Genomic DNA, 13,868 nt, shown 5'->3' with positions numbered 1-13,868 from the left:
GGCGTGACGTGACGACGCCGACTTGGGGAGAGCCGACCGATGACCACCGCCGTGCTGACCGACCGCGAGCGCACCGCCGTCCAGGCCTATCTGCGGCTGTTGCACACCGTACGAGCCGCGTTCGACGCTCCCCCCGGCTCGGGCCGACCACCCGTGGTCCCGCCCTCGGTCCTCGCCGAGGCGGAGCGGGCCCTGGCGGAAGCGGGCCTGAGCGGCAACGAGGAGGAGTTCTTCCGGCTGCTGCAGAGCTGGTGCCCCGCGGAGCCATGAGGCGTCTCAGCTGTGCGGCACGCACACCGCGGTGGCGACCAGCCCCCGCTGGACCGTCCACCGCCCCTCGAAGAGGTCGACCCGGTGGCCGTCCACCCACGGGCCCGGTACGAGGAGCCGGGCCCGCAGGCCTCCGGTGTGCTGCTCGCCGGGGTCGGCGAAGAGGTCGATGTCGGCCTCGGTGAAGTCGAGCCACTTTGCGGTGAGGGGGAACCACGCCTTGTAGACGGACTCCTTGGCGCTGAACAGGAGCCGGTCCCAGTGGATGCCAGGGTGCTCGTCGGCCAGGCGGCGCAGCCGGTCCGTCTCGGCGGGGAGGGCGACGGCGGGCAGGACGCCGTCCGGGAGCTTCTGGTGGGGTTCGGCGTCGATGCCGAGGGAGGCGAGGTCGGCGGCGCGGACCAGGGCGGCGGCGCTGTAGCCGTCGCAGTGGGTCATGCTGCCGACGAGGCCGGCCGGCCAGCCCGGGGCGCCGCGTTCACCGGGCAGGATCGGCTGCGGGGGCACGCCGAGCTTCTCCATGGCGCGGCGGGCGCAGGAGCGTACGACGGCGAACTCCCGGCGGCGCTTGTCGACGGCCTGGGCGACGACGGCCTCTTCCTCCGGGTACAGGGCCGTGACGGCGAGCTCGTCGTCGCCGTACGCCTCGACGGTGACGACGGAGTCCGGCAGCAGTTCCTCGATCAACGCGCCCCGTCCTCCTCGGGCAGAATCCGGCGCAGCCGCCCCGGCGGGTCCGGTCGCTTGCGCCACTCGCGGGGGTACCCCACCGACACCTCCTCGAAGCGGACGCCCTCGTGCCAGGTGGTCCGCGGGATGTGGAGGTGTCCGTACACCATGGTCTCCACGCGGAACCTGCGGTGCCAGTCCGCGGTGAGCCGGGTGCCGCACCACATGGCGAACTCGGGGTACCACAGGACCTCGGTGGGATGCCGGTCCAGCGGGTAGTGGTTGACGAGCACGGTGGGCAGGTCCTCGGGCAGTGCGGCGAGCCGGCGCTCGGTCTCGGCGACCCGGGCCGCGCACCAGGCCTCGCGGGACGGGTACGGGTCGGGGTGCAGCAGGTACTCGTCGTTGCAGACGATGCCGGTCCCGTGCGCGTACTCCAGTCCCTCCTCCTTGGTGGTGCAGCCGGAGGGCAGGAAGGAGTAGTCGTAGAGCAGGAAGAGCGGTGCCACGGCGACGGGGCCGCCGGGGCCGTCCCAGACGGGATAGGGGTCCTCGGGGGTGAGCACGCCGAGTTCCCGGCACAGGTCGACCAGGTGCTCGTAGCGGGCGACGCCGCGCAGGGTGGTCGTGTCCTTCGGGTGGGTCCACAGTTCGTGGTTGCCGGGTGCCCACAGGACCTTGCGGAAGCGGCCGGCGAGGGTCTTCAGGGCCCAGCGGATGTCGGCGACGGTCTCCGCCACGTCTCCGGCGACGAGCAGCCAGTCGTCGTCCGAGCCGGGGCGCATGCGTTCGACGAGGGCGCGGTTCTCCTCGTAGCCGATGTGCAGGTCGCTGATGGCCAGCAGCTGTCCGGTTCCGGCGACCGTCGACGTCACCCTCGCCCCTTTCCGATCACCCGAATGACACCACGAGAACACAGGCTGCGTTCACCGTACAAGGGCGGGAGTGGTCAGGAATGATCCGCAATTCCGTAACACGTACGTTGCACGCCGCACCCCTTGAAAGCCGTATGATCGCCCCAACACCACCGCTTTGAATGCCCCTTCGCACGGGGCGCTTTGGTGTCCCTCCATTCACCCTGCCCGGGTACGGGCCTGTTTTGCCCTGCCCGCGAACCCGAAAGGACGGCCCTGCATGGTCTCTCGCGTACGCGTCTGGCTCAACCGCACGTACGCGGAGAACGTGTTCTTCATGGATCAGCTACGGAGAAATCCCAGCGATCGGGCCGTCGAGATCCATGCGACGCACGGGGACGCCGACTCGCCCGTGCTGGCCGCCGCCGACACCGCCGAGCTGGAGCCGGAGGGCCTGTCCCCGGCCGGGTATGTCGAGTACGCGCTCGCCCAGTGCCGGCGCCGCGGGATCGATGTCTTCGTGCCCAGGATGCACCAGTCGGCGATCGTGGCGCACCGCGCGGAGTTCGAGGCGGTCGGTACGGCGCTGCTGGCGCCGCCGCCGGAGGCCGTGGCGGTCTTCCACGACAAGGTGATCGCGTACGAGGCCGTGCAGGCGATCGGGGTGCCGGTGCCGCCGTGGTGGCGGGTGCGCACCGCCGACGAACTCCTGGCCGCCGTGGAGGAGTTGGAGGCGGGCGGGCACAAGGCGTGCTTCAAGCCGGCGTCCGGTGCGGGCGGGGTCGGCTTCCGGGTGATCACACGCTCCCCCTTCTCCCTCATGCACCTCAGCGGGTTCCCGACGCCGTATGTGCAGCTGGATCTGGTGCTGGAGGCGTTGCGGCAGGCCGAGGAGCCGGTGGACTGGCTGGTGATGCCGCGCCTTGAGCAGCCGGAGGTGTCGGTGGACTGCCTCACCGGTCCCGACAACCGGGTGCGGCTGGCGATCGGCAGGCTCAAGAACGGCCGGCGGCGCGGGTTCACGTTGCAGGAGCAGTGGCTGGAGCCGGCGCGGCGGATCGCCGAGGGGTTCGGGCTGCACTATCTGTCCAACATCCAGTTCCGGATGTTCGGGGAGACGCCGGTGCTGATGGATGTCAACACGCGGCCGGCCGGCGGGTTGCACCAGCTGTCGTTGTGCGGGGTCAATGTGCCGTGGCTGGCTGTGCAGCTGGCGCTCGGGGAGGACCCGGGGGAGGTCGCTCCGCCGTTCCTCGGGCAGGACTACACGGTGGTCTCGGGGCCGCGGCCGGTGCGGCCGGTGTCGCTGCCGCAGCAGCGGACCGAGGGGTCGGAGGCGTTGCTGCCTGCCGTTCCGGCGCCGGTCGAGTCCCTTGGGGTTTCGGCTCAGGTACTGCCGCTCTAGGCGATCTGCCGGGTGCGGGTGGTGCGTGGCTTGTCGCGCCCATGCGACGGAGTCGAATATCGACACAGCCCCGCCCCTTGGGGTGTTGGCCAATCCCGGCATCCGGTCTTGACACCGGGATTGGTCCATACCAACTTGGTTGCGCACCGTTTCGCATGTCTCTGCACTCCCGAACCACCCCACATCCTCAGGGAGATCGCGTGCGCACCTCACCCTTCAGACGCTCCAGACGTCGCCTCCTCGCTCTGCTCGGCTCCGCCGCTCTCGCGTTCGCCGGAGCCGTCGCTCTTCCCGGTACCGCTCAGGCGGCCAACGTCCTGTCCAACGCCGGATTCGAGTCGGGCGGGCTCTCCCCGTGGTCCTGCACCGGCAACCTCGGCTCGATCGTCTCCTCCCCCGTGCACGGCGGTTCCAAGGCCCTTGCGGGGGCGGTGAGTTCGAGCGACAACGCAAAGTGCAGTCAGACCGTCGCGGTCCGGCCGAACACCACTTACACGCTCGGCGGCTGGGTGCGCGGATCCTACGTCTACCTCGGGGTGGACGGCGGTCCCTCCACCTGGACGTCGTCCCCGTCGGCGTACGCTCAGCTGTCCCTGTCCTTCACGACCGGCGCAGCACAGACCAGCGCCACCGTGTACGTCCACGGCTGGTACGCCCAGGGCACCTACTACGCCGACGACATCAACCTCGACGGGCCCGGCGGCGGTGGATCGGACAGTCAGGCGCCGAGTGTGCCGGGCAGCCTGCGGTCCACCGGCAAGACCTCGTCGAGCGTGTCGCTGGCGTGGAACGCCTCGACGGACAACGTCGGGGTGACGGCGTACGACATCTACCAGGGGTCGAGCCAGGTGCTCAGTGTCTCCGGCACGAGTGCCACGGTCGGCGGGCTGTCCCCGAGCACGGGGTACACGTTCACGGTGAAGGCACGCGACGCGGCCGGGAATGTCTCGGCGGCCTCCAACGCCGTCACCGTGACGACGGACGCGGGCGGCGGTGGCGGTACCGGCTTCAAGCAGGCCGCGCCCTATCTGTACCTGGGCTGGGGCGACCCGCCGAGTGCCACCTCGGTGATGAGCGCGACCGGGATCAAGTGGTACACGATGGCGTTCATCCTGTCCTCCGGCGGCTGCAACCCGGCGTGGGACGGTCAGCGCGCGCTGACCGGCGGGAACGACCAGAGCGTCATCAACTCCATCCGCTCCGCGGGCGGCGACATCGTGCCGTCGATCGGTGGCTGGAGCGGCAACAAACTCGGGCCGAACTGCTCCAGCGCCGAGGCGCTGGCCGGGGCGTACCAGAAGGTCATCGACGCCTACGGGCTCAAGGCGATCGACGTCGACATCGAGAACACCGACGAGTTCGAGAACGCGACCGTGCAGGACCGGATCCTGAACGCCCTGAAGATCGTCAAGGCGAACAATCCGGGGCTGCGGACCATCCTCACCTTCGGCACCTCGACGACCGGCCCGACCTACTGGGGCAACCGGCTCATCGAGCAGGCCAAGGCGCTGGGCGCCGACATCGACGTGTTCACGATCATGCCGTTCGACTTCGGCGGCGGCGCCGACATGTACGGCAACACGGTGAACGCGACGGACGGGCTGAAGAACAAGCTGAAGTCCACCTTCGGGTGGGACGACGCCACGGCCTACGCCCATGTCGGCATCTCCGGCATGAACGGGCTGTCCGATCAGCAGGAGCTCACCTCGCCCGCGATCTGGACCCAGATCCGCGACTGGGCGAACTCCCGGCACATCGCCCGCCTCGCCTTCTGGTCGGTCAACCGTGACCGGCCGTGTCCGGGCGGCGGCGTGACGAGCAACTGTTCCGGGATCAGTCAGAGCAACTGGCAGTTCACGTCGATCACGGCCGGGTTCACCGGCTGAGTGGTCCTGTGCTGTCCCCCGGTCGACGGCGGCCGGGGGACTCGCTCAGTAGGTCTCGCTGCCCGGCGGGAAGTAGTACGTCCGCAGGAAGTCCCGCACGCACAGCGCGGCGAACGCCGAGGACAGGAACTTCCAGTTGTCCCACTGCCGGGCGTCGCCGTAGTCGCTGATGCCGCGGAAGATCAGCCAGCGGCGCTCGCCGACGGCCCGGACGAATCCGAAGGCCTCCATGTCGGCGGCGCAGATGGTGTTGTCGAAGCGCTCGCGGAGGCCCTTGAGGAACTTCCCGTCCCGCAGGACGTTCTCGCCCGAGGCGATGGTGACATTGGTGCTGTGCACCTCGGGCACATGGGCGGGCTCCACCCCCTCAGGCAGCAGATGACGGGGCAGGCCGCGCAGGAACTGGGCCACCGAGCGGTCGAAGCCCGTGCGGCGGGGGTTGTAGTAGTAGAGCCCGTATCCGTAGGCGTCGGTGCCCTGGCCGTAGGCCGGGCGTGGCTGCCAGACGTCAGGGCTCGCGAGCCGGCCCGGCTCGTAGTAGTGCACGCTGTGGGTCGCCACCACGTCTCCGAGCCGCACCTTGCCCTTCACTCCGGCCGCCGTGCCGAGCAGGAACACGGCCTCGGGGGCGCACCGTTCGACGAGGGCCCGGGTGGGGGCGGCCACCTCCACGTTCCCGGCGCGGGCGGCCGCCGTGACGACGACGGACAGCGGCCGGTCGGGCCGGTGCCGGCTGGGCACCTCGGTGGAGTAGAAGCGCTGCCCGCCCGGTCCGGTGTCGAAGAGGCCGTCGTCGAGGCCGAAGACCTCAAGGACGGCCTCCAGTTCCTCGCGGATGACGACCACGATGCCGATGTCGGCCGCCGTGACCGCCTCGGTCGCCGTGGGCACGCCCTGCCAGGGTTTCGCCGGGTCCGGCGGCAGGAACGACTCGACGACCAGCCGGTCGAGGACCGTCTTGCGTTCCGGCGGCAGGCTCAGCGACCTGCGGGCGTAGTCGGCGATCAGCAGGCTGCGCTTGAGCTGGCCGCGCCCGTCGGGGGCGCTGCTCATCGGCTCCCAGTCCCTGCGGCGGGTGTACAGCAGGTGGACGAGCGTCCGGCACGCCTCCTCGGCCGTCTCCGCCCGTGCACCGGCCGTCTCCCGTGTCCCGTCCCGTTCGGTCATCGGGTGCTCCTCGCCGCCCGGATCCGGTAGAGGGAGTGGACGGGCAGACCGTCCAGGTCCTGCTCCTCGGAGAAGTCGATGACCGGGACGTAGGCGCGTGGCTCGATGCCCCAGTGGTCGAGGACGTCCACCATCGTGCGGGCCGTGGTGCCCGAGGCCCGGAACTCGTCGAGGAGTACGACCGGGTCGCCGCGGCCCTTCAGATGGCTGAGCTGCTTCTGCCACAGCTGGCCGTGCGCCTTGTCCAGGACCATCTGGGTCTCGTCGTGTTCCGGGTCCGTGCGGTGGTCCAGCACCTCGCCGGGGATGGTGATCACCATGGGCCGGTCCCCCATCAGGTCGGACAGCCGGGCGACCAGTGTCTTGATGGGGGGTTCGTCGGGGCAGACGATGACGACGCCGGGCGGCACACCGAGCATCTCGAACAGCGACATGATCTTGGTGGCCAGCCAGTTGCCGTGCTCGGCGAACACCGACTCCAGGTCGGGCGCGTAGTGGAAGCGGTGCCCGAACGGCGGCGGGGTGTTCTTCTCCGAACCCCACCGCGACCGCAGGAAGATGTCCCAGACGTCGTAGCTGCGCAGCGTGTGGCCGCGGTCCCGGAGGGGGTCGGTGTGCGGCAGGCCGATGGCGCACTGCTCGCAGTCCTCACGGCGTTTCATGCTCCGCTCCCGTGAGGCCTCGCTGTACACGGGCAGCGACGACTTCGCGAGGGTCAGCTGCGAGCTGGAGTCGGTGATGAGGACGGCCCAGGCGCGCGGCGCGAGCCGGATGTCCTGTCCGCGCAGGGTGTCCACGATGCCCTCGTAGGTGCGGGTGCGGTCGACGACCGAGAAGAACGGCACCACGGTCCCGTCGATCTCGTCGGCGTGCAGCGGGCGGGTCCCGGTGGCGTCGAAGATCCGGCCCTCCCTGTCGCATCTGCCGAATCCGCAGCCCCGGGCGGCGGCGATGCCCGCGATGGCCTCGTGCAGCCCCATCTGGTCGTCCCGGCTCAGCAGGAACAGCTTGGTGTCCTCGGCGGCGGCCCAGGGCACGATCACCCGCTCCAGCCAGGATCCGGCGAGTCGGCTGATCTCGGGGACCGCGTTCTCGACGTGGAAGAAGTACCGCCGGCAGAAGTCTCCCGGCCTGCGACGGCTCACCCCGTAGTGCCCCAGCCTGCGCACGATCTTGGCCGACAGCGGGGACCGTTCGGGTGCCAGCCTCGCCCGCAGGCCCTTGTACTCGGTGGCGAACACCCGCCCGGGGTCCGGTCCCTGGCCGTGGATCACCTCGCAGCGTCCGTCGTTGGCGAGCACGAGCAGCAGCCGGGACGGCCCGTCCGCGCTCTCCAGGGAGCGCAGCTCGATCCAGAAGGTGGAGGACTCCGGCGGCATGATGGGCACCGTGATCACCAGCAAGCGCTGCGGATGGGCTTTGAACCACTCGCCGGTCAGCCGGGCGACGTCGTACAGCAGCGGCTCGCCCAGCAGTTGGTACGGGTTGTCCCCCATGTCGACGATGAGCAGGTGCGGGCCCTCGTCGGCGGGCAGTGCCCGGGCGAGGTAGTCGCGGCTCTCGGACATCGGGGAGTAGAGCTCCTCCGGCCTGACGTAGACGGTCCGTTCGGTCGTCGGCGTCGCCACCTCGGTCCCGGTGAGGCGCTGCCCCAGCCAGCGGTACAGGCTGACCCGTTCCTCGGGCACCGACTCGGGTATCTCCCGGCCCACCGCGATCTTCCGCGCGGTGATCCGTATGCCGGGCTCAGACATCGTGCACCGGCAGCTGTACGGAGAACAGGCACCCGTTCTGCGTCGGGACCCCGGAGGCCAGGTCGACCTCGTAGCGGGAGCCGGCGCCTTCGGCGGCCCTGATCCGCAGGCGGTGCCGGCCTGAGTCGATGCGCAGGCTGCCCTGGAACGTGTCCACGGCGCACTTGTAGAGCGTGTACATGCGATGGCTTCCTTCCCCGTCCCCGACCGCGCCCCGGTCGCGCGGATTGCTCGCGATCAGGCTCGCCAGGAGCATCTCGGCGTCGCCGCCGTCCTGCCGTGGCGGTTGCTGAGCGTGGTACGTCTCCTCGGCGTCGCGCCCCTCGCGGCGCACTACGAACCTGTCCGTCCCCCGTGGACCGGTCCAGATCTGTTTGCTGAGCATGTCCGCGCGCAGCCCGCCGTCGTCCCACTCGCTGATCGTGAGGGTGCCGGTGCCGCCGGCCGTGCCGGGCAGTTCGAGCTGGGCTCCGATGACGGCCATCTGGGCGCCGATCCGCTGCAGCGCGCCGGACACCAGCTCCTGCACCAGGACGCGCAGTACGTCGGCGGCCGGGCCGCACAGGATGTGCTCCAGGAGCCGGCTCAGCGCGTGCCCGCCCCAGTGCGCGACCTCGCTCTCCAGCATGTGCCGGCGGGTCAGGCTGTCCTTGAGTTCGTACGGGCGCAGTCCGAAGCACTGCTGGGAGGTGAGGTAGGCGTGCACCGAGGAACGGGGGCTGTCGGCGGCGCCGGACAGCGGGTCGGTGGGCCATGCCTCACCGAAGTAGGCGTAGTCCTCGGGGACCACGAGGAGCCGGAACGGCATGCCGGTGACGGCGGAGACGGCAGTCGGGAAACCCCATTGGCGCAGCTGGTGGCGGGCCGCCGGCCCGATGGGTAAGCGAAAGCAGGTCTCCAGCCGTTTGCGGTCCCGTGCCGCCACCGCGGACAGCAGTTGCTGCAGGGCGACCACGTCGAAGGACTCCGCTTCGGTGAGGTCGACCAGAACCGTTCTGGCGGACAGCCCGAAGGACGCCATCTCCACGAGGGCCGCGTCCACCGTGGGCGTCGAGACATGTCCACCGACGCGCAGGCTCGGCATGTTCCGTGCGCGTGGTGCTCCCCGTTGTGCCATGCCGCCTCCCGGAACGGGTGACGCCGAGTGACTGAAATCCGGCTGTCGGTCACGTTGAGGGTCCAGCCTCGGCGCGGCGGCTGGCAAGCCCCGTGCACCGGGCAATTGCCACGCGGTGCGCTCTGTGCATTCCGGTCAAATCACCGGCGCGCCAAGTCGGTTGAGATTTTTTCGCGGGGAGGTGTATCAGGCGGCCGGGGGCGCGCTCATAAGAGTGAAAGACAACGGGGGACACGCAAAATACAACGGGGGACACGGGGATACACGGGGGAGCACGAACGGGGGACCCACGGGGGAGCAACGGGGGAAAACGCACCAGCCACGGGGGAAGGTACGGGGGCTTCGGATCGGCCGGCGCTGTCACGGGGGCAGCGGCCGGCCGGTCCGAAGGTGCGTTTGGAGTCAGAAGCGCCCCGCGCCGCGGTACAGCTCCAGCTCACCGTCCAGCTCCACCGCGAGCACCGTGGCATACGGGTCGAGGTCGGCCGCGGCGGGCGGTGCGATCCACAGCACGCCGGGCGTCTCGTGCAGTCCGCCGGTGATGCGGTGGGCGAGTTCGGTGCCGCTGCCGAGCACCGTGACCCGGCGCACCGAACCGAGCAGTCCGCGGACGTTGATCTCGGCGCGGGGCGCGTCGAAGAGGATCAGGTACAGGGTGCGGCGGTCCTTGGAGAGGGTGCTCGGGCCGTAGTGGTGCCCGGCCGGGAGGCCGCGTCCGGTGCCGTACACCGCCTGAGCGTGCTTGGCGATCCAGTCGCCGAGTCCCTCCAGGCGCTCGGCCTGTTCGGCCGGGATCGTGCCGTCCTCGCGCGGGCCGACACTGAGCAGCAGGTTGCCACCGCCGCCGATCGTCTCGGTGAAGTAGCGGATCAGCTGGTCGACCGACTTGTGGTTGTGGTCGTGGTGCTGATGGCCCCAGGAGTCGTTGACGGTCAGGCACAGCTCCCAGGGACCCTCGGGCGGGACGACCGGAGCGCCCTGCTCGGGTGTCGCGTAGTCGCCCTCGCTGAGCATGCGGGCGTTGAAGACGACGTCCGGCACCTCGGAACGGATCAGTGCGGCCAGCTCGGGAATGCGCCACTGCTCCTCGCTGCGGTCCCACTCGCCGTCGAACCACAGCAGGTCCGGCTCGTAGCGTGCCGTCAACTCCCTTATCTGGCCGTCCCGGTAGGCGAGGAAGCGGTCCCAGGCGGCCAGGTCCTCGAACTCGGCGGCGACTTCGGAGTACCGGTTGTCCTCCAGCTCCGGCGGGCGGCCGGGCTTGCGGGTGGAGGCGTAGTCGGGGTGGCTCCAGTCCGAGTGGGAGTAGTACAGACCGACCTTGAGTCCCTGCTCGCGCAGGGCGTCCGCGTACCCGGCGATCAGGTCGCGGCCCACGTTCAGATCGCCGTGGGCGGTGTCCCAGAGGGCGACGCCGTCGTGGTGGCGGCTGGTGAGGACGGCGTACCTGGCGCCGGCCCGCGCGAAGAGCTTCGCCCAGTCGCGCGGGTCGTAGCGGGCGGCGGTGAAGCGGTCGAACTGGGACATGTACTCGTCGTACGGGACGATGTCGTCATAGAACGACCAGGACTCCTGGACGCCGTCGACGGCGTAGATCCCCCAGTGGATGAAGATCCCCAACTTGGCGTCGGTGAACCAGGGTTGCATCGGCACCGGTTCAGCTCCCCTCGGCGCGCCGCAGGCGGAGGGTGAGGACCTGGAAGGGGCGCAGGGTCACGGTCACGCCGCCGTCACCGGTGAGGTCCGCCGCCGTCTCCTCCAGCGGGCGTTCCAGCAGGTCGGTGACCTGGGCGCCGGCGAGCGGGAAGCCGGTGCGCAGGACGCCGGTCGCGCGGCCGCCGCGGGACTCGTAGAGGCGTACGACGACGTCGCCGGACCGGTCGTCGGCCAGCTTGACCGCCTCGACGGTCACGCCGTCGCCGTCCACGCAGACGACGGGCTCGGGCGCGCCGGCCGCGTCCGCGACCCGCAGCGGGAGGTTGAGGGCGTAGCCCTCGGCGACGGCGTCGGCGATGCTCGCGCCGGGCAGCAGGGAGTAGGTGAAGCGGTGCTTGCCCTGGTCGGCCTCGGGGTCGGGCACGCGCGGGGCGCGGACCAGGCTGAGGCTGACCCTGGTGGTCGTACCGCCGTCCTCGCGGACCGTGCGGGAGACGTCGTGGCCGTACGTCGAGTCGTTGATGACGGCGACGCCGTAGCCGGGCTCGGCGATGTGCACCCAGCGGTGGCCGGAGACCTCGAAGCGGGCCGCCTCCCAGCTGGTGTTGGTGTGGGTGGGGCGCTGGATGTGGCCGAACTGGATCTCGGCGGAGGAGTGCGGGGCCCGGATGTCCACCGGGAAGCCCGCCTTGAGGATCTTCTCGGCCTCGTGCCAGTCGATCTCCGTCTCGAAGTCGATACGGGGGCTGCCGGCCCGCACGGTGATGGTCTGGACGAGCTTCGAGCCCTTGCCGAAGGCGCGCTCGACGCGGATCGCCGCGACGAGCGGGCTCTCCTCCACGACCGTGACGGACTCGGCTTCCAGCAGGTCGGTGAAGCGGTTCTTGTAGTGCTTGTCGATGTCCCAGGCATCCCAGTAGTTGGGGAGGTCGGTGTGCAGACGGAGCAGATTGCCCTGGTCGGCGAGGACTTCACGGCCGGCCCGCAGGTCCCGTACGGAGGCCAGCGTGCCGTCCTCGGCCACCTCGACCCGGATCAGGCCGTTGTCGAGGACCCGGCCGGAGACCGACACCGGCTGGGCGGGCTCGGCCGCCGCGAGGGGCGCGCTGCCGTTCGCGGGCACCTCCACATACGCCGGTGCGCCCTCGGCCGTACGGACCACCTCGGCGCGCTCGAACGGGCTCGTGTTGAAGACCCGGGTCTCTCCCCCGCCCAGCGCGGCGACCGCCTCGGCCGTCAGCGCCTCCAGTTCCTCGGCGACGCGGGCGTATTCGGCCTCCGCCTCACGGTGCACCCAGGCGATCGAGGAGCCCGGCAGGATGTCGTGGAACTGGTGCAGCAGGACCGTCTTCCACAGCCGGTCCAGCTTCTCGTACGGGTAGGCGTAGCCCGGCGCGTGCAGGGCGGCGGTCGTCGCCCACAACTCGGCCTCGCGCAGCCGGTGTTCGCTGCGCCGGTTCCCCTGCTTGGTGCGGGCCTGCGAGGTGTACGTCGCCCGGTGCAGCTCCAGGTAGAGCTCGCCGACCCAGACGGGGGCGTCCTCGTACTCCGCGCGGGCCTGGGCGAAGAACTCGTCGGGGTGCTCGATGACGACCTTGGGCGAGCCCTCCAGGTCGGCCAGCCGGCGTGCCCGCTCCATGATCTCGCGGGTGGGGCCGCCACCGCCGTCGCCCCAGCCGAAGGGGGCCAGCGAGCGCGTACCGCCGCCCTTCTCCGAGTAGTTGCGGACCGCGCGGTCCATCTCCTCGCCGCTGAAGCGGGCGTTGTAGGTGTCGACCGGCGGGAAGTGGGTGAAGATGCGGGTGCCGTCGATGCCCTCCCACCAGAAGGTGTGGTGGGGGAACTTGTTGGTCTGGTTCCAGGAGATCTTCTGGGTCAGGAACCACTCGTTGCCGGCGAGCTTGGCGAGCTGCGGGTAGGCGGCGGTGTAGCCGAAGGAGTCGGGCAGCCAGACGCCCTTGGTCTCGACGCCGAAGTGCTCGATGAAGAACCGCTTGCCGTGGATGAGCTGGCGGGCGATGGCCTCGCCGCCGGGCAGGTTGCCGTCGGCCTCGACCCACATGCCGCCGACCGGCGCCCACTGGCCCTTCTTGACCGACTCCTGGATGCGGGCCCACACATGCGGGTAGTTGTCGCGCACCCACTCGTACTGCTGGGCCTGCGAGCAGGCGAAGATGAAGTCGTCGTACTCGTCGGCCAGGGACGTCACGTTGGAGAAGGTGCGGGACGTCTTGCGCTTGGTCTCGCGGATGGGCCACAGCCAGGCCGAGTCGATGTGGGCGTGGCCGACACCGGAGATCGTGTGCGCGCTGGCGTGCGCGGGGCGGGCGAGGACGGGGGCCAGGACCTCGCGTACGGCGGTGGCGCTGCCGGAGATGTCGTCCAGGTCCAGGGTGTCCATGGCCTTGTCGAGGGTGTGCATGATCTCGTGGCGGCGCGGCTCGTGCTCGCCGAGGTGGACCATGAGCTCGCGCAGCACCTGGAGGTCCAGGTCGAGGTGCCAGACCTCCTCGTCGAGGACGGCGAGGTCGGCGCGCTGGAAGGTGTAGAGGGGCTTGTCGCCGGCCGTGCGGACGTCGCCGAGCAGGGTGGGGGCCGCGAAGTCGTTGGCGAGGATGTCGGGGTTGGAGGCGGCCTCGACCAGGTAGTCGATCTCCTCGCCGCCGGAGACCGGGTTGCCGATCGGCACGTACTGGTTGAGCGGGTTGACGGCCTTCAGGGGACGTCCGTCGGGCAGGTGGACCAGCGCCTCGGCCTGGTTGCCGGGCCAGTCGCCGACGAAGCCGAGGTCGATGACCGCCTCGACGCGCCGCCCGGCCCACTCGGCGGGCACCCGGCCGCGCATCCGGAACCAGGTCGTGCCCCAGGGCGGGCCCCACGGGGTGTCCATCGCGAAGGGCGTGTACGGGGCTGCCGCGGCCTCCTCGAAGGGGACCGGCTCGCCCGGCGCCTGCCAGGCCTCGACCTCGAAGGGGACGGTGGCCGAGTAGATCGCGGGCTTGATGCGCTGGTTGTGGAGGCGCTCGACGCGCTCTTCGATCCGGCGGCGTTCGTCGTGCATCAGGATCTCCAGGGAGGGAGCAAGCGGAG

At 70.5% G+C, this 13,868-nt stretch carries 10 protein-coding genes; 3 read left to right on the top strand and 7 right to left on the bottom strand.

Features of this window, described 5'->3' with window-relative positions; all coding sequences use genetic code 11:
* Window positions 1-39 precede the first annotated feature (39 nt).
* On the top strand, window positions 40-270 hold the full coding sequence (locus ACFWYS_RS08605) for a hypothetical protein (RefSeq protein ID WP_384765030.1): 231 nt from the start codon (window positions 40-42) through the stop codon (window positions 268-270).
* 6 nt (window positions 271-276) lie between these two features.
* On the opposite strand, the gene ACFWYS_RS08600 is transcribed toward ACFWYS_RS08605, so the two are convergent.
* The gene (locus ACFWYS_RS08600; protein ID WP_384765029.1) at window positions 277-957 is read right to left on the bottom strand and encodes a 4'-phosphopantetheinyl transferase; all 681 of its coding nucleotides are present in this window, start codon (window positions 955-957) and stop codon (window positions 277-279) included.
* Window positions 954-1,814 carry a metallophosphoesterase family protein gene (locus tag ACFWYS_RS08595; protein ID WP_384765027.1) on the bottom strand — a complete coding sequence of 287 codons (861 nt, stop codon included), beginning with the start codon at window positions 1,812-1,814 and terminating at the stop codon, window positions 954-956. The genes ACFWYS_RS08600 and ACFWYS_RS08595 overlap by 4 nt, the downstream gene beginning before the upstream one ends.
* 259 nt (window positions 1,815-2,073) lie before the next feature.
* On the opposite strand from ACFWYS_RS08595, the gene ACFWYS_RS08590 reads away from it, so the two are divergent.
* Window positions 2,074-3,198, top strand: a complete 1,125-nt coding sequence (locus tag ACFWYS_RS08590; RefSeq protein ID WP_384765025.1) for an ATP-grasp domain-containing protein — start codon at window positions 2,074-2,076, stop codon at window positions 3,196-3,198.
* A gap of 200 nt (window positions 3,199-3,398) precedes the next feature.
* Window positions 3,399-5,084 carry a carbohydrate binding domain-containing protein gene (locus tag ACFWYS_RS08585; protein ID WP_384765023.1) on the top strand — a complete coding sequence of 562 codons (1,686 nt, stop codon included), beginning with the start codon at window positions 3,399-3,401 and terminating at the stop codon, window positions 5,082-5,084.
* Window positions 5,085-5,129: 45 nt separating this feature from the next.
* Here the strand turns inward: ACFWYS_RS08585 and ACFWYS_RS08580 are convergent, their stop codons facing one another.
* The 5 genes from ACFWYS_RS08580 to ACFWYS_RS08560 form a co-directional block, all read right to left on the bottom strand.
* Window positions 5,130-6,251: a hypothetical protein gene (locus ACFWYS_RS08580; RefSeq protein ID WP_384765022.1), complete on the bottom strand. Its 1,122-nt coding sequence runs from the start codon at window positions 6,249-6,251 to the stop codon at window positions 5,130-5,132.
* Window positions 6,248-8,005 (bottom strand): hypothetical protein, encoded by a 1,758-nt coding sequence (locus ACFWYS_RS08575; RefSeq protein ID WP_384765020.1) that lies wholly within the window; start codon window positions 8,003-8,005, stop codon window positions 6,248-6,250. The genes ACFWYS_RS08580 and ACFWYS_RS08575 overlap by 4 nt, the downstream gene beginning before the upstream one ends.
* On the bottom strand, window positions 7,998-9,122 hold the full coding sequence (locus ACFWYS_RS08570) for a hypothetical protein (RefSeq protein WP_384765019.1): 1,125 nt from the start codon (window positions 9,120-9,122) through the stop codon (window positions 7,998-8,000). Before ACFWYS_RS08570 ends, ACFWYS_RS08575 begins: the two co-directional genes overlap by 8 nt.
* 402 nt (window positions 9,123-9,524) lie before the next feature.
* The gene (locus ACFWYS_RS08565) at window positions 9,525-10,775 is read right to left on the bottom strand and encodes an alpha-L-fucosidase (RefSeq protein ID WP_384765017.1); all 1,251 of its coding nucleotides are present in this window, start codon (window positions 10,773-10,775) and stop codon (window positions 9,525-9,527) included.
* 4 nt (window positions 10,776-10,779) lie between these two features.
* The gene (locus ACFWYS_RS08560; RefSeq protein WP_384765015.1) at window positions 10,780-13,839 is read right to left on the bottom strand and encodes an alpha-mannosidase; all 3,060 of its coding nucleotides are present in this window, start codon (window positions 13,837-13,839) and stop codon (window positions 10,780-10,782) included.
* Window positions 13,840-13,868: the final 29 nt, after the last annotated feature.

This window comes from Streptomyces sp. NPDC059010, from assembly GCF_042740355.1.
Lineage (GTDB): Bacteria > Actinomycetota > Actinomycetes > Streptomycetales > Streptomycetaceae > Streptomyces.
The sequence above is the reverse complement of the archived record's forward strand: the minus strand, read 5'-3'. Positions and strand labels throughout refer to the sequence as shown.

What these genes read in the sequence shown, in the direction of transcription:
- ACFWYS_RS08580 (WP_384765022.1), bottom strand. Translation starts at nt 6,251, where the DNA reads ATGACCGAACGGGACGGGACACGGGAGACGGCCGGTGCACGGGCGGAG.
- ACFWYS_RS08605 (WP_384765030.1), top strand. Translation starts at nt 40, where the DNA reads ATGACCACCGCCGTGCTGACCGACCGCGAGCGCACCGCCGTCCAGGCC.
- ACFWYS_RS08570 (WP_384765019.1), bottom strand. Translation starts at nt 9,122, where the DNA reads ATGGCACAACGGGGAGCACCACGCGCACGGAACATGCCGAGCCTGCGC.
- ACFWYS_RS08590 (WP_384765025.1), top strand. Translation starts at nt 2,074, where the DNA reads ATGGTCTCTCGCGTACGCGTCTGGCTCAACCGCACGTACGCGGAGAAC.
- ACFWYS_RS08560 (WP_384765015.1), bottom strand. Translation starts at nt 13,839, where the DNA reads ATGCACGACGAACGCCGCCGGATCGAAGAGCGCGTCGAGCGCCTCCAC.
- ACFWYS_RS08575 (WP_384765020.1), bottom strand. Translation starts at nt 8,005, where the DNA reads ATGTCTGAGCCCGGCATACGGATCACCGCGCGGAAGATCGCGGTGGGC.